General features: G+C 72.3%; 22 protein-coding genes and 1 tRNA gene. 11 read left to right on the top strand and 12 right to left on the bottom strand.

Going from position 1 to position 17036, the window contains the following annotated elements; genetic code table 11:
• Positions 1–22: 22 nt before the first annotated feature.
• Positions 23–955, bottom strand: coding sequence for a YihY/virulence factor BrkB family protein (locus tag ACFVTH_RS13930; RefSeq protein ID WP_387091989.1), 933 nt, complete (start codon positions 953–955; stop codon positions 23–25).
• 103 nt (positions 956–1058) lie between these two features.
• On the opposite strand from ACFVTH_RS13930, the gene msrA reads away from it, so the two are divergent.
• Entirely contained in the window at positions 1059–1580 is a 522-nt protein-coding gene (gene msrA / locus ACFVTH_RS13925; protein WP_387091986.1) for a peptide-methionine (S)-S-oxide reductase MsrA, read from the top strand.
• Between the two features lie 81 nt (positions 1581–1661).
• Here the strand turns inward: msrA and ACFVTH_RS13920 are convergent, their stop codons facing one another.
• Both ACFVTH_RS13920 and soxR read right to left on the bottom strand, forming a co-directional pair.
• Complete coding sequence (locus ACFVTH_RS13920; RefSeq protein WP_387091983.1) at positions 1662–2582, bottom strand: lytic transglycosylase domain-containing protein; 921 nt, start codon at positions 2580–2582, stop codon at positions 1662–1664.
• Positions 2583–2878: 296 nt separating this feature from the next.
• Positions 2879–3310 carry a redox-sensitive transcriptional activator SoxR gene (soxR, locus tag ACFVTH_RS13915; protein WP_387093636.1) on the bottom strand — a complete coding sequence of 144 codons (432 nt, stop codon included), beginning with the start codon at positions 3308–3310 and terminating at the stop codon, positions 2879–2881.
• Between the two features lie 213 nt (positions 3311–3523).
• Here soxR and fdxA point away from each other — a divergent pair, with 213 nt between their 5' ends.
• From fdxA to ACFVTH_RS13885, 6 genes are all read left to right on the top strand, one after another.
• A complete protein-coding gene (gene fdxA / locus ACFVTH_RS13910) occupies positions 3524–3871 on the top strand; it encodes a ferredoxin (protein WP_387091980.1) in 348 nt (115 codons plus the stop codon).
• A gap of 44 nt (positions 3872–3915) precedes the next feature.
• Positions 3916–4410 carry a flavin reductase family protein gene (locus ACFVTH_RS13905; protein ID WP_387093634.1) on the top strand — a complete coding sequence of 165 codons (495 nt, stop codon included), beginning with the start codon at positions 3916–3918 and terminating at the stop codon, positions 4408–4410.
• 53 nt (positions 4411–4463) lie between these two features.
• A complete protein-coding gene (locus ACFVTH_RS13900) occupies positions 4464–5096 on the top strand; it encodes a superoxide dismutase (protein WP_387091977.1) in 633 nt (210 codons plus the stop codon).
• A gap of 2 nt (positions 5097–5098) precedes the next feature.
• Positions 5099–5245, top strand: coding sequence for a hypothetical protein (locus ACFVTH_RS13895; RefSeq protein ID WP_387091974.1), 147 nt, complete (start codon positions 5099–5101; stop codon positions 5243–5245).
• A gap of 68 nt (positions 5246–5313) precedes the next feature.
• Positions 5314–6606, top strand: coding sequence for a molybdopterin molybdotransferase MoeA (locus ACFVTH_RS13890; RefSeq protein ID WP_387091970.1), 1293 nt, complete (start codon positions 5314–5316; stop codon positions 6604–6606).
• Positions 6603–7430: an NTP transferase domain-containing protein gene (locus tag ACFVTH_RS13885; RefSeq protein WP_387091967.1), complete on the top strand. Its 828-nt coding sequence runs from the start codon at positions 6603–6605 to the stop codon at positions 7428–7430. The genes ACFVTH_RS13890 and ACFVTH_RS13885 overlap by 4 nt, the downstream gene beginning before the upstream one ends.
• A 3-nt stretch (positions 7431–7433) precedes the next feature.
• Here ACFVTH_RS13885 and rlmN read toward each other — a convergent pair whose 3' ends face one another.
• Positions 7434–8663 (bottom strand): 23S rRNA (adenine(2503)-C(2))-methyltransferase RlmN, encoded by a 1230-nt coding sequence (rlmN, locus tag ACFVTH_RS13880; RefSeq protein WP_387091964.1) that lies wholly within the window; start codon positions 8661–8663, stop codon positions 7434–7436.
• 112 nt (positions 8664–8775) lie between these two features.
• Between rlmN and ACFVTH_RS13875 the strand changes: the two genes are divergently transcribed.
• Entirely contained in the window at positions 8776–9282 is a 507-nt protein-coding gene (locus ACFVTH_RS13875; RefSeq protein WP_387091960.1) for an O-acetyl-ADP-ribose deacetylase, read from the top strand.
• Between the two features lie 60 nt (positions 9283–9342).
• Here ACFVTH_RS13875 and ACFVTH_RS13870 read toward each other — a convergent pair whose 3' ends face one another.
• Together ACFVTH_RS13870 and helR are read right to left on the bottom strand one after the other, a co-directional pair.
• The gene (locus tag ACFVTH_RS13870; protein ID WP_387091957.1) at positions 9343–9483 is read right to left on the bottom strand and encodes a hypothetical protein; all 141 of its coding nucleotides are present in this window, start codon (positions 9481–9483) and stop codon (positions 9343–9345) included.
• A gap of 146 nt (positions 9484–9629) precedes the next feature.
• Entirely contained in the window at positions 9630–11549 is a 1920-nt protein-coding gene (gene helR, locus ACFVTH_RS13865; RefSeq protein ID WP_387091954.1) for an RNA polymerase recycling motor ATPase HelR, read from the bottom strand.
• Positions 11550–11741: 192 nt separating this feature from the next.
• Here helR and ACFVTH_RS13860 point away from each other — a divergent pair, with 192 nt between their 5' ends.
• Positions 11742–12560: an alpha/beta fold hydrolase gene (locus ACFVTH_RS13860; RefSeq protein ID WP_387091951.1), complete on the top strand. Its 819-nt coding sequence runs from the start codon at positions 11742–11744 to the stop codon at positions 12558–12560.
• Between the two features lie 110 nt (positions 12561–12670).
• On the opposite strand, the gene ACFVTH_RS13855 is transcribed toward ACFVTH_RS13860, so the two are convergent.
• From ACFVTH_RS13855 to ACFVTH_RS13845, 3 genes are all read right to left on the bottom strand, one after another.
• Positions 12671–13483 carry an SDR family NAD(P)-dependent oxidoreductase gene (locus tag ACFVTH_RS13855; protein ID WP_387091948.1) on the bottom strand — a complete coding sequence of 271 codons (813 nt, stop codon included), beginning with the start codon at positions 13481–13483 and terminating at the stop codon, positions 12671–12673.
• 164 nt (positions 13484–13647) lie between these two features.
• The gene (locus ACFVTH_RS13850) at positions 13648–13881 is read right to left on the bottom strand and encodes a hypothetical protein (protein WP_387091946.1); all 234 of its coding nucleotides are present in this window, start codon (positions 13879–13881) and stop codon (positions 13648–13650) included.
• Positions 13882–13921: 40 nt separating this feature from the next.
• Positions 13922–14314, bottom strand: a complete 393-nt coding sequence (locus tag ACFVTH_RS13845; RefSeq protein ID WP_387091944.1) for a hypothetical protein — start codon at positions 14312–14314, stop codon at positions 13922–13924.
• Positions 14315–14391: 77 nt separating this feature from the next.
• Between ACFVTH_RS13845 and ACFVTH_RS13840 the strand changes: the two genes are divergently transcribed.
• Complete coding sequence (locus ACFVTH_RS13840; protein ID WP_387091941.1) at positions 14392–14937, top strand: hypothetical protein; 546 nt, start codon at positions 14392–14394, stop codon at positions 14935–14937.
• Between the two features lie 66 nt (positions 14938–15003).
• On the opposite strand, the gene ACFVTH_RS13835 is transcribed toward ACFVTH_RS13840, so the two are convergent.
• From ACFVTH_RS13835 to ACFVTH_RS13825, 3 genes are all read right to left on the bottom strand, one after another.
• A tRNA-Pro gene (locus ACFVTH_RS13835) sits at positions 15004–15080 on the bottom strand.
• A gap of 97 nt (positions 15081–15177) precedes the next feature.
• Positions 15178–15849, bottom strand: coding sequence for a hypothetical protein (locus tag ACFVTH_RS13830; RefSeq protein ID WP_387091938.1), 672 nt, complete (start codon positions 15847–15849; stop codon positions 15178–15180).
• Complete coding sequence (locus ACFVTH_RS13825; RefSeq protein ID WP_387091935.1) at positions 15846–16283, bottom strand: MarR family winged helix-turn-helix transcriptional regulator; 438 nt, start codon at positions 16281–16283, stop codon at positions 15846–15848. The genes ACFVTH_RS13830 and ACFVTH_RS13825 overlap by 4 nt, the downstream gene beginning before the upstream one ends.
• Positions 16284–16401: 118 nt before the next feature.
• On the opposite strand from ACFVTH_RS13825, the gene ACFVTH_RS13820 reads away from it, so the two are divergent.
• Complete coding sequence (locus tag ACFVTH_RS13820; protein ID WP_387091932.1) at positions 16402–17025, top strand: GNAT family N-acetyltransferase; 624 nt, start codon at positions 16402–16404, stop codon at positions 17023–17025.
• Positions 17026–17036: the final 11 nt, after the last annotated feature.

Here is a 17036-nt window from a genome sequence, read left to right as displayed (position 1 = left end):
TCGGCCGAGGGCCGGTCGGGTGCTACCCGAGATCGTCGGGATCGGCCCCGGCGCGCACCGCCGTCGCCCGATGGTCGGCCACGATGTAGGCGCCGGCGATGAGGATGACCTGACTCGAGAGATTGAGCCAGATGAGCAGGGCGATGAGGGCGGCGAACGAGGCGAGCAGCGGGTTCGCCATCGCTCCCCCGACGAACAGTCCGGAGAGCACCTGCAGCCCGGTGAGTGCGATGCCGCCGATGACGGCTCCCCGCCAGAGCGAGCGGGCCCGGACCCGGATCCCGGAGAGGAGCCGGAACATCCCGGCGATCGCGCCGGCATCGATCGCGAAGACCAGGACCACCGACAGCGTGCGCGTGAGCGCGTCGAACCAGGGCGATCTCGTGGAGACCCCGATCCAGTCGAAGACCGTGCCGAGGGCGGCGGTGCTGCCCACCATGATCACGGCCGAGACGGCGAACGCCGCACCGAAGACGACCGCGAACACGAAGTCGCGGAGCATCAGCCACCCGAAGAACCGTGGATCGTCGGGCTGCTCGGCGAGGTCCCGGAAGGCGACGCGCAGCGACCCGACGACGCCGATCGCGGCTCCGACGAGCCCGACCAGGGCGATCACCCCGGCGACGCTGAGCGCCACGGGCTGGACGAGCTGCTCGGGGCTGATCAGCGCGTCCTCGCCGACGAGCCCCGGGATCACGGCGTCGATCGCCCTGACGAGGGCCTCCATCGCGTCGGGGCGTCCTGCGAGCCAGACCCCGGCGACGGCGAAGCCGAGGAAGACGCCCGCGAACACGGAGAACAGTGCGCGGTAGGTGACGCTGTCGGCGAGCATCGGCCCGTGGAGCGAGAAGTACCGGATGAGCGCCTGCACGGGGACGAGGCCCTGCGCCCAGGCCCACACGCGTTCGCCGCGACGGACCGTCGACCGCCAGAACGAACCCTCCCGCTGCACCACGTGTGTCAGGCTATCGAGTGGCGCGGAACAGCAGCCACCCCCTTGTTGTTGTGGATATCGGGCGTCGAGCACGCCCGTCCCCTCGAGAATCAGGAGCAACACCATGAGCGCACGTACCGAGACCGCCATCCTCGCCGGCGGGTGCTTCTGGGGCGTGGAGGATCTGATCCGCAAGCGCCCCGGCGTGCTCGACACGCGGGTCGGCTACACCGGCGGCGACGTGCCGAACGCGACCTACCGCAACCACGGCACGCACGCCGAGGCGATCGAGATCGTGTTCGACCCCGAGACCGTGAGCTACCGCGAGCTGCTCGAGTTCTTCTTCCAGATCCACGATCCGTCGACGAAGAACCGCCAGGGCAACGACATCGGCACGAGCTACCGCTCGGCGATCTTCCCGACGAGCGACGAGCAGGCGCGGATCGCGCGCGACACGATCGCCGACGTCGACGCCTCGGGGCTCTGGCCGGGGCCGGCGACCACCGAGGTGTCGCCCGCCGGGCCGTTCTGGGAGGCCGAGCCCGAGCACCAGGACTACCTCGAGCGCTACCCGAACGGCTACACCTGCCACTTCGTGCGTCCCGGCTGGAAGCTGCCGAAGCGCGACGCCGAGTCCGTGGCGTAACCCGAGCGGGCGCAGAAGGGCCGCGGCAGACCGACGTCTGCCGCGGCCCTTCTCGCGTTCATCGCGCCGGGTCGGTCGGGATCAGTACCAGCCGTTCGACTCCGAGTGGTCCCAGGCGCCGCAGGGGCTGCCGTAGCGGTCGGCGATGTAGCCGAGGCCCCACGCGATCTGCGTGGCGGGGTTCGTCGCCCAGTCCGAGCCGGCCGAGCCCATCTTCGAGCCGGGCAGGGCCTGCGGGATGCCGTAGGCGCCGCTCGAGGGGTTCTCGGCGTAGACGTTCCAGCCCGACTCGCGGTCCCAGAGGGCCACGAGGCATCCGAACTGATCGTCGCCCCAGCCGCGCGCCGCGAGCATGTCCCGGGCGATGGCCTGGGCGCCGCTCGGGTTGGCGGGCCCGCTCGGACGCGAACCGCCCGACGACTCGGACCCGCTGGCGGCAGCCTGCTCGGCTGCGGCGGCCTCCGCCGCGGCGCGGGCGGCGGCCTCGGCGGCCTTCTTCTTCTCGGCCGCGACGCGGTCGGCCGTCGCGATGGCCTTCTTCACCGTGCCGGTGTGGGCGGCGGTCGTCTCGGCGAGCTCGAACACGCGCTCGGGCGCGAGGAGCCGGAAGTCCTCGAGCGCCGCGACGGACGAGGCGAGCTCGGTGGCATCGGCCTTGCCCTTCGCAGCGGAGATGGTGTCCTTCGCGCCGCTGAGGGTGTCTTCCGCGGCCTTGACCGCGCGCGCCTCGAGGATGTTCGAGTGCGAGCCGAGCTGCTCGACCCGCAGGTCGGTGGCGGCGCTGAGCGCGGCCGTCGCGGCGATGCTCTCGTTCTGCGCGGCGACGGCCGACTGCAGGGCGAAGCCCGAGCCGACCAGCGCACCGACGGCCACGACGGCACCGGCGGCGATGATCGGGCCCTTGCGCCAGCTGCGGCGAGCACGGCGCTCGCGCCTGGTGACGGCGGGGGCTTCGGGGGTGGGGAGTTCGGGGGTGTTGGAGGAGGAGGACTGGTTCTGCATGACTTTCACATGGGCGGCCGGCCTGCGCGAGCGCGGCCCGACCTTCGGTCGACGTTCCTCGGACGCGGGGGCGCCCGGGCGAAGTGGCCAGTCTGCCGAGAGGTTCTGGACGGAACCTCACTTCTTCCTGTGAAACCCCTCCGAAAGCGAGCATCGTTCGGTATTCGCCCGACGGTCGCACCGCACCTCGGTGCCGCATGGCGGCGCACCGAGGAAACACCAGATCAGTGGGTGAATATCGCGATGAACGCCACCGAGATGCGACCGGATCGGGCCCGGTCGGTGCGCAGCGCCGCTCACCCCACGGGTTCGCCGCCGTCGGGCACGTCGAGCCGCCGAGGACCGGCCCCGCCGTCGCCGAGCGCATCATCGGGATTGAGGAGGCCGCAGGCCTTCATCGAGAGGCATCCGCAGCCGATGCAGCCCGTGAGCTCGCGCTCGAGCCGTTCGATGCCCAGCCGCCGCTCCTCCAAGCGCCGCTTCCAGCGGCGCGAGGCGCGCTGCCAGTCCTCGTGGCTCGGCGTGCGATCGAGGGGGACGTGCTCGAAGGCCTGCTGCACGTCGCCGAGCGGGATGCCGAGGCGCTTCGCGACGACGACGAGCGAGACCCGGCGCAGCATGTGCCGCGGGTAGCGGCGCTGGTTGCCCGCCGTGCGCCGTGACGCGATGAGCCCGAGCTCCTCGTAGAAGCGCAGGGCCGAGGGCGCGACGCCGGTGCGCCGGCTCATCTCGCCGACGGTGAGGAGCTCATCGGGGGCGTGCTTCGGCTGGGCCCGGTCGGCAGGGTCGATCCCCTCGTCCTCGACTGCGGCGAGCGCGGCGGATGCCTCGCGCCCGTCCTCGGCCTCATGCTCGGTCATGCCGCGATTCCCCTCGATTGGACTTCAAGGCTACTTGAGGTTTTAGGCTGGTCGCATGCGTTGCTTCCCCGGAGTGATCCTGTGACCTACGTCATCGCCCTCCCGTGCGTCGACCTCAAGGACAAGGCGTGCATCGACGAGTGTCCCGTCGACTGCATCTACGAGGGCGAGCGCTCCCTCTACATCCACCCCGACGAGTGCGTCGACTGCGGAGCCTGCGAGCCGGTCTGCCCCGTCGAGGCGATCTACTACGAGGACGACCTGCCCGACGAGTGGGCCGACTACTACAAGGCGAACGTCGAGTTCTTCGAGATCTCCGTCGACGGTCGCGCTCCCCTCGGCTCCCCCGGCGGCGCCGCGAAGACGGGCCCCCTGCCGTACGACCACCCGATCGTGGCCGCGCTGGCGCCGCAGGGCGGCCACGAGTGAACGCCGCGAGGCACACCGCGCTCGCCGAACCGGTCGATCCCGCGATCGCCGCACGGGGCGAGGACTTCAAGGCCGCGTTCCGCGTGCATCCCGCCGGCGTCGCCCTCGTCTCCGCGGCGAGCGCGACGGGCCCCGTCGGCCTCACGGCCTCGAGCCTCGCCTCGGTCGCGGCCGACCCGCCGGTGCTGTCGTTCTCGGTGACCCGTGCGACGGGCTCTGCGGGCGCGCTGCTCGGCGCGGACACCTTCGTCGTCCAGCTCCTCGCCGACCACCAGGTCGATGTCGCACGGGCGTTCGCCCGCTCGGGCGCGCCGCGCTTCACGCCCGAGCAGGGGTGGACCCGACTGCCGACGGGCGAGCCGGTGCTCGCCGATGCCCGGGCGGCCTTCCGCTGCCGCGCGCTGCAGCTCGTGCCGGTCGGCAGCTCGACCCTCGTGGTCGCCGAGGTGCTCGAGGTGATCCCCGGCCCGGCCGCTCCCCCGCTCGTCTACCACGACCGCCGCTTCCTCAGCCTCGATCCCGAGGCGTCCGAACTCTGAATGACGGCCGCGCGCACCCGTGCGCGGTCACCCCGTGAGAAGGAGACATCCACATGTCGACGTACACCCTGCCCGACCTGCCCTACGACTACGCGGCGCTCGCCCCGCACATCTCGGCGACGATCATGGAGCTGCACCACTCGAAGCACCACCAGGCGTACGTGACGGGGGCGAACACCGCGCTCGAGCAGCTCGCCGAGGCCCGCGCGACGGGCAACCTCGCGAACGTGAACAAGCTGGAGAAGGACCTCGCCTTCAACCTGGGCGGCCACATCAACCACAGCGTGTTCTGGCAGAACATGTCGCCCGACGGCGGCGGCGCCCCCGAGGGCGAGCTCGCGGCCGCGTTGGAGGACGCGTTCGGTTCGATCGACGCGTTCCGCGCGCACTTCGGTGCGACGGCGCTCGGCGTCCAGGGTTCGGGCTGGTCGGTGCTCGCGTGGGACTCGGTGGGGGCCCGCCCCGTCGTCTTCCAGCTCTTCGACCAGCAGGGCAACGCCCCGCTCGGCGTGACGCCGCTGCTGCAGCTCGACGTCTGGGAGCACGCCTACTACCTCGACTACAGGAACGTGCGCGCCGACTACGTGAAGGCGTTCTGGGAGCTCGTGAACTGGGCCGACGTCGCCGCCCGCTTCGAGCGCGCCCGCACGGCGACGAGCGGCCTGATCGTGCCCGGTATCGTCTGAGTATGTCCACTGAACGTGCGAAGCGGCGTCGGCGGCCCCGCCGGCGCCTCTCGCACGCCCTCCTGGCGGTGCAGATCCGCCGCTGGGGTCTCGTCGCGATCATCGCCCTCGTCGGGGTCGGCGCCGTGATCGCCGCGCTGCAGCGCTGAGTCGCCGCTCGCGGGCGGCCCTGGCGCTAGCGTGGGAGCATGTCCCGCCCGTCGGAAGCACCCGCGCGGTGAGCGCCGCCGCACTCGACCTCGACGAGTACCGCGAGCACGTCGCATCGCGACTGCCGGTGCTCGAGACGGTGCGCCTGCCGCTCGACGAGGCGCTCGGCACCGTGCTCGCCGGGACGGTCGTCACGCGGTGGCCGATTCCGCTGTTCGACAACTCGGCGATGGACGGGTACGCGGTGCGCGCCGCCGATGCGCAGGCGGGTGCCAGGCTCAGGGTCGTCGCCGACGTCGCCGCCGGCTCCCCCGACGACCCGCCGCTCGCGCCCGGCGAGGCCGCCCGCATCATGACGGGCGCCCCGATGCCGTCGCAGGCCGACGCCGTCGTGCCCCTCGAGCACACCGAGCTCGGGCTCGGCGGAGCGCTGCCGGGCAGCGCACCGCCCGCGTGGGTGACGATCACGCGCGCACCGCTCGTCGGCGCGAACGTCCGCATGGCCGGTGAGGATGCCTCGGTCGGCGATCCCGCGGTCGTGGCGGGCCGTGAACTCGGCCCGTGGCAGCTCGCCGCGATCGCCTCCGCCGGACACGAGCACGTCGTCGCCAGGCGGATGCCCCGGGTCGCCGTGCTCTCGACGGGTTCCGAACTGGTGGCGCCCGGAGCCGACCCGGGGCGCGGTCAGGTCCCCGAGTCGAACTCGGTGCTCGTGACGGCGGCCCTGCGCACCGCCGGTGCTGCCGTGGTGAGCGCGACGGTCGTGCCCGATGACGAGGACGCGCTCAGGGTCGAGGTCGAACGGACGCTCGGCGATGCGACCGCACTCGACGGTGAGCGGCTCGGCGACGCGGCGACCGCACTCGACGGCGAGCGGCTCGGCGTGGATGCCGTGGTGCTCACCGGCGGGGCCGCGGTCGGCGCCTTCGACCCCGTGCGCGCGGTGCTCGGCGCGGACGGTTCGGTGCGGTTCGACGCGGTCGCGATGCAGCCCGGCCGTCATCAGGGCTTCGGGATGATCGGCGGAACCCCGGTCTTCTGCCTGCCCGGCAACCCCGTCGCCGTCGCCGTCTCGCTCGAGCTGATCGTGCGCCCGGCCCTGCGCGCGATGGCGGGGCACGCCCAGCCCGAGCGACCGCGCTTCCGGCTGCCCGCCGTCACCGGGTGGGCGTCGCCCGCCGGTCGCACCCAGGTCGTGCCGGTCGTGGTCGAGGCGCACGGCGTCGCCCCGGTCACCGGGCGGGCGAGCGGCTCGCACCGGGTGCGCTCGCTCGCCGAGGCGACCGCGTTCGCCATCGTGCCGCCCGAGGTCGAGCGGGTCGAGACCGGCGACCTCGTCGAGGTGATGCTGTGCGGATGAACGACGGGCCCCGCGAGGCGAGCACCCCGCGGGCGGCGATCGTGCTCGCAGGCGGCCGGGCCTCGCGGCTCGGCGGCGCAGACAAGGCCTCGGTCGAGGTCGACGGGCGTGCGCTCGTCGACCACGTCCTGGCCGCACTCGAGGGCTGCCCGCGGCTCGTCGTCGTGGGTCCGCCGGCGCTCGCGCGCCCGGGCATCGAACTGGTGCGGGAGGACCCGCCCTTCGGGGGCCCGGTCGCCGCGATCGCGGCGGCACTCGGCGTGCTCGAGGCATCCGTCGACGAGGTGTGGCTGCTCGCCTGCGATCTACCGCGCGCCGCGCGAATCGTCGAACTCCTGGCCGACCGGCCGCTGCCGCTCGGCGTCGACGGCCTCGCCCTCGTCGACGCCGAAGGGCGCACCCAATGGCTCGCCGGGCGCTACCGGGTCGCCGCGCTGCGCGACGCGGCCGCCGGGCTCCCGACGGTCGACGGCGCCTCGATGGGTGCGCTCCTCGCGCCGCTGCGGATCGAGACCCTTCCCGACCCCGACGGCGCCGCGCTCGACCTTGATACCTGGGCGGCCATCGAGCACTATCGGAGCATGACCGACACCCCCGAAGGGCTCGACACCTGGGTCGCCGACCTCGCCGCGGAGCTGGGGCTCGACCAGCCCGAGGTGCCGACGGCGCTGCTGCTCGACCTCACCCGCGAGGCGGCGCACGGCGTCACCCGTCCGGCCGGGCCGCTCACGACCTACCTCATCGGCCTCGCGGTCGCGAGCGGCATGAGCCCGGCCGACGCCGCCGCGGCCACGCGCCGGGCGATCGCCGACCGCACCGGCTGACGGTCAGCCGTCGGCCGCGGCCAGCTGCCCGCAGGCGCCGTCGATCTCCTTGCCGCGGGTGTCGCGGATCGTCGTGGGGATGCCCGCCGCCTCGAGGCGACGCACGAACTCCTGCTGCACGTCCTTCTCGGAGGCCGTCCAGATCGAGCCCGGCGTCGGGTTCAGCGGGATCGGGTTCACGTGCACCCAGCCGTGGCCCCGCTCGTTGAGCTTCTCCGCGAGCAGGTCGGCACGCCAGCCGTGGTCGTTCATGTCCTTGATCAGGGCGTACTCGATCGACACGCGTCGACCGGTCTTGTCGAAGTAGGCGCGGGCCGCATCGAGGGCCTCGTCGACCTTCCACCGCGAGTTCACGGGGATGAGCTCGTCGCGCAGCTGGTCATCGGGCGCGTGCAGGCTGAGCGCGAAGGTGACCGGCAGGTCCTCGTCGGCGAGCTTCCTGATCGCGGGCACGAGGCCGACCGTCGAGACGGTGATGCCGCGGGCCGACATGCCGAGGCCGTCGGGTGCGGGGGCGAGCATCGTGCGCACCGCCGACATCAGACGCGCGTAGTTGGCGAGCGGCTCCCCCATGCCCATGAACACGATGTTCGAGACGCGGTCGGGCGTGTGGTCGCCCTTCTTCCGCCCGCCGAGCTCGCCGCGGCCGAGGGCGGCGTTCGCCATGACGACCTGCTCGACGATCTCGGCGGCCGACATGTTGCGCGTGAGCCCGGCCTGACCGGTGGCGCAGAACGGGCAGTTCATGCCGCAGCCGGCCTGGCTCGAGACGCACAACGTGATGCGCCCGGGGTAGCGCATGAGCACCGACTCGACGAGCGCGCCGTCGTGCAGCTTCCACAGGAACTTGATCGTGTCGCCGTTGTCGGTCGTGAATCGCCGCACCTCGGTGAGCAGCGGCGGCAGCACCGCCGCGACGAGCCCGTCGCGGGAGGAGGCCGGCAGGTCGCTCATCTCGTCGGCGTCGTTGGTGTGGTGCACGAAGTAATGGGTGGCGAGCTGGGCGGCGCGGTACCCGGGGAACCCGAGCTCGGCCACGTGCGCCTTGCGGTCGGCGGGGGCGATGTCGGCGAGGTGCACGGGCGGCTTGCCGCGCTTCGGCGAGGCGAACTGCAGCATGGGCCGGCCGTCGGGGCCCTTCTTCTGCTCCCAGCCCTCGGTCGCAGGGCGGACCTGGCGGGGTTTCGTGCGGCGCACCGCGTCGGCGGCGGTCTGATCGGTCGAGTTCGTCACCTTCCAAGGGTACGCGGCCCGGCCGAGTGAATGCCGGATACCGGCTTCCAGCGGCCGACCCGGGTCCGCGGCCTCCACGCCGAACGGTTGCCACGGTGTCACACTGGAGTGCATGGCCGATGTCATCGCCGTCCACGGCGACCTGACCGAGCAGCGCGTCGATGCGATCGTCAACGCCGCGAACAACGCCATGCGCGGCGGGGGCGGGGTCGACGGCGCCATTCACCGCGCGGGCGGCCCCGCGATCCTCAGCGACTGCATCGCCCGCTTCCCGTACGGGTTGGCGACCGGCGACGCCGGGTGGACGGTGTCGGGCGAGCTGCCCGCCACCTGGGTCATCCACACCGTCGGGCCGAACCACGCCGCCGGCGAGCGCGATCGATCGCTCCTCGTCTCGTGCTACCGGCGCTCGCTCGCGGTCGCCGACGAGCTCGGGGTGCGCACCATCGCCTTCCCGCTCGTGAGCGCGGGCGTGTACGGGTGGCCGCTCGACGATGCGATCGCCGTCGCGATCGAGACCATCATGGATGCCGACACGCGCGTCGAGCAGGCGGCGATCGTCGCACGCGACGCGGCGATCTTCGACCGGGTCGAGGCGGCACTGGAGGCCCGCCGGTAGGTTCCGCGCGTTCCCAGGCAGCCTCGTCGGGATCGTTCACCGCGTCGACCGTTCACCGCTTCATTCATCGACCAGGATGACGAGCTCTCGCGTCGCGCGGGTCATCGCGACGTAGCGGTCGACCGCGGCCGCGATGCCGTCGGGCGCCGTCCCGGCCCCGGCGTCGGCGTCCCCGCCGAACCGCTCGGGGTCGACGAGCACGACGAGGTCGAACTCGAGCCCCCTTCGAGAGCACGGGCGTGAGCGAGCGGACGCGCGGGGTGCCCGTGAACCCGGGGTCGCCGATCACGCACGCGGTGCCCTCGGCATGCTCGGCGAGCCAGCCCTCGATGATCGCCGACAGCTCGTCACGCGTGCCGCGGCGCACCGGCACGCCACTGCTCCTGATCGAGGTCGGCACGTTGGCATCGGGCAGCGCCGCACGGATGACCGGTTCGGCGACCGCCATGACCTCCTCGGGCGTGCGGTAGTTGATGCCGAGCGAGGCGATCCGGGCGTCCGGCAGTCCGATGCGGGCGAGCCGCTCCTGCCACGACTCGGCGAAGCCGTGCCGCGCCTGGGCGCGGTCGCCGACGATCGTGAAGCTGCGCGACGGGCAGCGCGCGAGCAACATCCGCCACTCGGCGTCGGTGAGCTCCTGCGCCTCGTCGACGATCACGTGGGCGAAGGGGCCGGCCAAGAGTTTCGGGATCGGTGCGGGGCGCTGCGATCTCCTCGGCGAGGGTGTTGCGGACGTCCTGTCCGCCGAGCATCGACATGATCGCCATCTCGGAGTCGTCGGCCGCGACGAGCTCCTCCCTGACCCGCTCGCGCTGCTCCAGCTCCCTGGCAGCGGCCAGCCGTCGCGTGCGGCGGCGCCGGGTCGCTCCCGGGTCGCCGATGCGGCGACGCGCGGCGTCGAGCATCGGCAGGTCGGCCGTCGTCCAGGCGCGGGCGTCGGCGCGCTGGAGCGCGTCGACCTCCTCGGGCCCGAGTGCCGGAGCGCACCGCCGAAGGTAGGCGGGCACCGACCAGAGGTCGGCGACGACACCGGCCGGGTCGAGCAGCGGCCAGGCCCGGTTGAACGTGCTGACGAGCTCCTCGTGCTGCTCGAGGGCGCGGCGGAGCAGCGCGGTCGGCACCTCGTCGTCCTCGTACTGGTCGAGGAGGATCGCGAGGAGCGCCTCCCACACCTCTTCGCGGGCGTCGTTGTGGCTCGTGCCCGGCTCGGGCGTGGCGAAGGCCTCGGCCCAGTCGGCCGCGGTCAGCCGGAGCTCGCCCGAGGAGGTCTCGAGGAGGAGTTCGGCGCGCGGCGGCACCTCGTACGCCGCCACGGCGCGCTCGACGACGTCGACGAGTCCGCCGGAGGACTTCAGCCGCGCGACGGCGGGGTCGGTCTCGGAGCGGGCTTCGGCGCCTTCGTCGACGAGGTCGCGCAGGGTGGCCATCTGCACGCCCTCTTCACCGAGGCTCGGCAGCACGTCGTCGACGTAGGCCATGTAGGCGTGGCTCGGCCCGACGAAGAGCACGCCCCCGCGCCGCACGTCGAGCCGGCGATCGGAGTACAGCAGGTACGCCGCGCGGTGCAGGGCGACGACCGTCTTGCCGGTGCCCGGCCCGCCGTCGACGACGAGCTGGCCGCGCGAGCTCGCCCGGATGATCGCGTCCTGGTCGGCCTGGATGGTGCCGAGCACGTCGCGCATGCGGGGCGAGCGGCTCGAGCCGAGGCTCGCGATGAACGCCGACTGGTCGTCGAGCGCGAGGGTGCCGCCCGCGGCGTCGGCGGTGAACGCCTCGTCCCAGTAGTCGGTGATGCGGCCGCGCGTCCAGCGGTAGCGGCGCCGGCTGGCGATCCCCATCGGGTCGGCGTGGGTGGCGCCGAAGAAGGGTTCCGCCGCGGGGGCGCGCCAGTCGACGAGCAGCGGTTCGCCCTCCTCGTCGCTCAGCCCGAGCCGGCCGATGTACACCGGTTCGACCGGGCGATCCTCGCCGTCGCCCCCGGGCGCGGCGACCATCCGGCCGAGGCAGAGGTCGAGGCCGAATCGGCGCAGCAACCGCAGCCGGGCGGTGACGCGGTGGATCTCGAGGTCCCGCTCGAGCGCGGCCTGTCCGCCGCCGCCGCGCGCCCTGCGCTGTTCGTCGAGCCGGACCGTGAGTTCGGCGATCTGCCGTTCGAGGCTCGTGGCGATGGCGGCGAAGTGCCGCTCGTCGGCGGCGATCAGCTCGGGCGCCGCCTTCGCGGCGAGTCGTTCGGGCAGGGCGAAGGCAGTGGTGCGCGGTGAGGTCAAACGATCAGCTCCAGGTCGACGGAAGCGTCAATCATGCGCCTCCCGGGGGCCCTTGCCGCAAGCCCCCCACCCCGCGATATCATGGACACGGCGGGAGGTCCTCCCGCCTTTCGCATGTCCCGAGCCGGTGCGGTCGTCCGCCGTCGGGCGCGGCCCGAGGCATCCACCGGCCGTTCGCCCTAGATTCGGAGGATGCCGAAGCTCGACGCGCGACTGCCCCTGCCCGGAGTCTCCCTGCGTTACGCCGACAGCGGCGGCGACGGCCATCCGATCGTCTTCCTGCACGGCGCCGGGGTCGATCGCACGATGTTCGCGGCGCAACGCGATGCCCTCGTCGGGGCGGGGTACCGCGTGGTGCTCGTCGACCTGCGCGGGCACGGCGCCTCGCGGCCGAACACGGCGCCGCTCACCGCGGACCTGCTCACGAGCGACATCGAGGCGCTCGTCGCGCACCTCGGCCTGCACCGGCCCGTACTGGTCGGGCACTCGCTCGGCGGCAACCTCGCGCAACGACTCGTGCGACGGGACCCCGATCGCTGGGCGGCGATCGCGGTGCTCGATTCGACCTGGAACGCCGGCCCGATCACGGGCCTCGAACGGTTCGCACTGCGGTCCGCCGCTCCGGTGCTGCGCCTCGTCCCTGCGCGCTCGCTTCCACGCATGATGGCGGATGCCTCCGCCGTCACGCCGTCCGCGCGCACCGAGCTCGCACGTGTGTTCGCGGTGCAGTCGAAGGCCGAGTTCATCGCGGTGTGGCGGGCGACGACCGAGTTCGTCGAGCCCGACTCGGGGTATCGCGTGCCGGTCCCGCTGCTCCTGGTCCGCGGCGCCGCCGATCGCACCGGCAACATCGCGACGGCGATGCCCCGCTGGGCCGCCGCCGAGGGGGTCGACGAGGTCGTCATCGAGGGCGCCGGCCACGTCGTCACGCTCGACGCGCCGGACGCGGTGTCGGCGGTGCTCCGGCGATTCCTCGACGGGGTGCTCATTCGCGACGGCAGCGGCAGCTGACCTCGCCGCGCTCCGTGGGAGGGAATCTACCGTCTCGACGACTCTCGTCGGAAGGCGCGCGGCCGGGGTCGAGCGGCGGCTCACCACGCCGCCGCCCGGCCACCGACGACTCAGCCGAGGAGGCTGCCCATCTGCTTCGCGATGAGCGTCGTCGCGTACTTCGGGTTGATCCGCGAGATCCGGTCCATCGCCGCGGCATCCGAACCGATCGTTGCCCGGAACCTGCCCTTCGCGAGCGCGTCGACGATCACCCTGCCCGCGACGTCGGGGCTCGTCATCTTGTACGAGGAGGCCTCGGCTGCCGACTCCTTCGTCTCGCCGCCCGCGAGCGTGACGCCCGAGTTCGCCGCGATGTCGGTGCCGATCGCCCCGGGGAAGACGACGCTTACCTGCACGTTCGTGTCGAGGAGCTCGGCGTAGAGCGCCTCGGTGACGAGCTTCACCGCGGCCTTGGACGCTCCGTAGACCGCCTGTCCCGGGACCGGCGCGTACGCGCCCATGCTCGCGACGTTCAGGATCGCGGCCTCGGGGCGCGTGAGCAGCACCGGCAGGAACGCCTTGCACATGTTCATGACGCCCCCGAAGTTGACGGCCATGACCTTGTCGATCTCGGAGAACGGCAGCTCGTTCACCTTCACGAACTTCTGGATGACGCCGGCGATGTTCAGGATGCCGTCGACCTGGCCGTGGGCCGCTTCGACGGCGGCGGGCAGCGCGGCGACCGCGTCACGGTCGGTGATGTTCACGAGGTGCTGCGAGAAGCGGCCGCCGACGTCGGCGAGGCGCGCGGTCTCGGCGAGACCGGAATCGCTGAGGTCGACTCCGGCGACCGAGGCGCCGCGCGCGAGCAGCTGGAGGGTGACTTCACGGGCGATGCCGTTGCCGGCGCCGGTGACGACGAAGACCTTGCCGTCGATGTTCATGGGTGGGATGCTCCTTGCCGGCCGGGGCCGTCGGGTGGGGAGAAGCGTGCATCGGTGGGGATTGCCGATGAGCGATGGTATCCGCCCTGGTCGTCTCCGGGAACACCCGGGTTCCGCCGCTGCGCGATGCCGCGACCGCCGCGATCGACACCGGCCGCCCTCGATCAGAACGCGGTCGACACCCACCAGCCGATGATGAACATCCCCATCGCGACGAAGACCAGGCCGACCGCGAGGAACGTCGTCGGACTCGCACCGCGTGCTCCGGCCCGCCCCGCACCCGCCCGGCGCTCCGCCGTGATGGCATCGGCGAGCCAGCGGCGGCGCACGACGAGCACGGCACCTCCGACGAGCGCGAGCACGGCCCACGCGAGGGCGAAGATCAGACCGGGTTCCACCAGGACAGCCTATCGGCGGCCCGCCCCACCAGGATCTCAGTCAGGCGCCCTGGGGGCCCGGAAGCGTTCGCAGCGCGAGCGCCTGGCTGACGGCGAAAGCCGCGACGTCGACGGCGACCGCGAGCACCCCGACCACGGCGAGCAGGGTCGCGGCCGCGACCGCGCAGAGGGCGACCAGCAGCGCAGCGAGCACGTTCACACCCATCACCATCCGCAGGGCGGTCCGGATGCGGAGCTTCGCGAGCAACCAGATCACCACACCCGCCCACAGCACGATCACGAGCCCTGCGGTGGAGATCAGGACCCCCGGGATCCTGACGAGCTCTGCGAGAGGACCGGCGCTGAGCACGACGGCGGTCCCGAGGAGGACGCAGTAGATCGCATCGAGGCGCAGACTCCACGTGCCGAGCGCACGTCCGTCGATTCCCCTCACCTCGGCAGTATCTCAGAGGCTCCGATGACGGCCATCGGATCGTGGGCGCCGTGTTCGGTCCTGGCTACACTCGCAGCATGCGCATCGTCGTGTCGGGAACCCACGCGAGCGGCAAGAGCACCCTGATCTCCGACTTCGTGCTCGCACATCCCGAGTTCGCGGTGCTGCCCGACCCGTTCGAGCTCATCGACGAGGGCTGGGATGCCCCGAGTGCATCCATGTTCGCCGCCCAGCTGCGCATCGCGGCCGGCCGCCTCCACGGCGACGATCACGGCGACCGGTTCATCGCCGAGCGCGGCCCCATCGACTTCCTCGCCTATCTCAACGCGCTCGACGAGCTGAGCGGCGGCACCGTTCCCGACGAGCTCATCGCTCGGGCCACAGCGACGACGCTCGACGCCCTCGGCACGGTCGACCTGCTGGTGGTCCTGCCGCTCGCCGCCGACGACCCCATCCACGTCGGGGGCGACGAGGACCTCGAACTCCGCGAGGCCATGAACCAGTGGCTGCTCGAACTCGTCGACGATCCCGACGTCGTCGCCGAGCATCTCAGGGTGGTCGAACTCTCGGGCGACCGGGGTTCGCGGCTGGCCGCGCTCGAGGCGCTGACCGGCGTCGCGTAACCCCGGCTCGCCCCCGAGACACGACGAAAGCCCCGGCAGATCTCGCGATCTACCGGGGCTTTCTTCTGGTCGGGCTGACAGGATTTGAACCTGCGACCCCTTGACCCCCAGTCAAGTGCGCTACCAAGCTGCGCCACAGCCCGATGCTCCGGTGTCTCTCCGAGGCAACTTGACCATCATAGCGGTATCCGGAGGGGTGCTTTTGCACACACGGCCTCGTCGGGCCCCCGAAACACTCCGCTACTCGCGCACCGGGGCGAGATGACGCCGAACCTCGTCCATGAAGGCCGCAGGATCGTCGACCCAGATCCGCACCGCGGTGACCTCCTGGACTCCCCCGGCGGCGGCGTGACCGGGCAGGCGAACCGGGGTCGGACCCTCGAGTTCGATCTCGATGTTCGTCTCGTTGTTGAGGCGCACGAACAGCGTGCGCGAGGCATCCTGTTCGACGATCTTCGGCGACTTCGGCTCGTCGACCCGCGGGCGCCGCGCGACGGAGGCGATGTCGTCCCAACTGAGCGCGAGGTCGGTCTCGAGGCCGGCGCGCACGCGGATGCCGTCGGGGCCGACGGTGTGCGGGCGCATCAGGTAGGCGCAGAGGAGGCCGAGCATCCAGGTGAGCCCCCAGATGCCGAGCACGAGCAGGGTGATGCGCACCGCGGGCCAACGGTGCACGATGAGGTCGAAGATCGGGATCTCGACGGCCGACAGCACGATGAAGATCACGAGGATCGTGAGCACCGGACGGTGGTAGCCGAAACCGACGGCGCCGCGAGGGACCGCGGGCCTGCGCGCGACGAACCGCCCGATGCTCGCGTAGACCGCGAGCTCCATCGCGAGCGCTCGCTTCGCGACGCGGCCGAGGCGCACCCAGACGGATGCCTCGGCCGGGGCCCGCGTCGTCGTGCTCATGCGTCGGCGTCCTCGACGAGCACGGCGAGCCGGTCGGCGATCGCCCCGATGCCGCGCTCGACCGCGGCGCGGTCGGCGGGGGCGACGGCGTCGAGCAGGGTCGCCGAGAGCTCGGCGTGCTCGCGCTGCATCCGCGACATGATGCGCGCGGTGCGCGGCGTGAGCTCGACGAGCACCGCGCGCCGGTCACTCGGATGCGGCGCTCGGCGCACATGGCCCGAGGTCTCGAGCGCGTCGACGAGCCCGCTGACGTTGCGGGGGGTCACGTCGAGTTCGGCCGCGAGCGCCTGCTGCGTCATCGACCCGTCGTGCTGGAGCACCCAGAGCACGCGGAGCCGGGCCGGAGTGAAGCCGGTGCCGGCGAAGGCGCGCGCCATGTCGCGCTGGAAGAGTTCGCCGATCTGGAGCAGGCGGTCGAGCACGGTCACGTCCATATCATGATGATACTTCATTGTTACCTTGGTTCATGATCCACCGCCCCCATCCCCGGATCTCCGGGCGACGCACGCCCGCGGTCGCTCCGATGTCGGTGGCCGGCGATACGGTTGCCCCATGATCAGCGAGCTCACCGACGATCTCGAACCTGCTCCCCTGCGCGTCGTCTCCGCAGCCGACGCGCCGTTCGCCGACGTCGAGGCGGTCTTCGGCACGAAGGGCGACCCCGCCCACTGCTGGTGCCAGTGGTACAAGATCCCGGGCAGAGACTGGCGCGGCATCGGCGACGAGGCGCTGCGCGACCGGCTGCACGAGCAGATCGACGCCCCCGAGTCCGGTCCGGGCCTGCTCGCCTATGACGGCGACGTGCCGGTGGGCTGGTGCGCTGTCGAACCACGCGCAAACCTCACCCGCCTGCAGCAGAGCCGACTCGTGACCGGCTCGACGCCGAACCCCGACCTCTCCGACCCGGGCGTCTGGGCGGTGTCCTGCTTCGTCGTGCCGCGTGCGTACCGCAAGCGCGGCGTCGGCAAGGCACTCGCCGAGGCGGCCGTCGAGTTCGCGCGGGCGAACGGCGCCCGACTCGTCGAGGGCTACGCCATCGACCCGACGGCGCATCCGAAGATCCCCGCCGCCGATCTCTTCCACGGCACGGTGTCGATGTTCGTCGGCGCAGGGTTCAGCGAGGTCGCACGCCCCAACGCCGACCGCGCGATCATGCAACGGCGCCTCGTCGACTGACGGGGCTACAC

Source organism: Agromyces sp. NPDC058104 (assembly GCF_042884835.1).
Taxonomy (GTDB): Bacteria; Actinomycetota; Actinomycetes; order Actinomycetales; family Microbacteriaceae; genus Agromyces.
The sequence above is the reverse complement of the archived record's forward strand: the minus strand, read 5'-3'. Positions and strand labels throughout refer to the sequence as shown.

Bases quoted from the DNA above. Each gene is read 5' to 3' on its own strand.
- msrA (WP_387091986.1), top strand. From the start codon at position 1,059: ATGAGCGCACGTACCGAGACCGCCATCCTCGCCGGCGGGTGCTTCTGG.
- ACFVTH_RS13920 (WP_387091983.1), bottom strand. From the start codon at position 2,582: ATGCAGAACCAGTCCTCCTCCTCCAACACCCCCGAACTCCCCACCCCC.
- soxR (WP_387093636.1), bottom strand. From the start codon at position 3,310: ATGAGCCGGCGCACCGGCGTCGCGCCCTCGGCCCTGCGCTTCTACGAG.
- ACFVTH_RS13900 (WP_387091977.1), top strand. From the start codon at position 4,464: ATGTCGACGTACACCCTGCCCGACCTGCCCTACGACTACGCGGCGCTC.
- ACFVTH_RS13895 (WP_387091974.1), top strand. From the start codon at position 5,099: ATGTCCACTGAACGTGCGAAGCGGCGTCGGCGGCCCCGCCGGCGCCTC.
- ACFVTH_RS13885 (WP_387091967.1), top strand. From the start codon at position 6,603: ATGAACGACGGGCCCCGCGAGGCGAGCACCCCGCGGGCGGCGATCGTG.
- ACFVTH_RS13875 (WP_387091960.1), top strand. From the start codon at position 8,776: ATGGCCGATGTCATCGCCGTCCACGGCGACCTGACCGAGCAGCGCGTC.
- ACFVTH_RS13860 (WP_387091951.1), top strand. From the start codon at position 11,742: ATGCCGAAGCTCGACGCGCGACTGCCCCTGCCCGGAGTCTCCCTGCGT.
- ACFVTH_RS13855 (WP_387091948.1), bottom strand. From the start codon at position 13,483: ATGAACATCGACGGCAAGGTCTTCGTCGTCACCGGCGCCGGCAACGGC.
- ACFVTH_RS13840 (WP_387091941.1), top strand. From the start codon at position 14,392: ATGCGCATCGTCGTGTCGGGAACCCACGCGAGCGGCAAGAGCACCCTG.
- ACFVTH_RS13830 (WP_387091938.1), bottom strand. From the start codon at position 15,849: ATGAGCACGACGACGCGGGCCCCGGCCGAGGCATCCGTCTGGGTGCGC.
- ACFVTH_RS13825 (WP_387091935.1), bottom strand. From the start codon at position 16,283: ATGGACGTGACCGTGCTCGACCGCCTGCTCCAGATCGGCGAACTCTTC.
- ACFVTH_RS13820 (WP_387091932.1), top strand. From the start codon at position 16,402: ATGATCAGCGAGCTCACCGACGATCTCGAACCTGCTCCCCTGCGCGTC.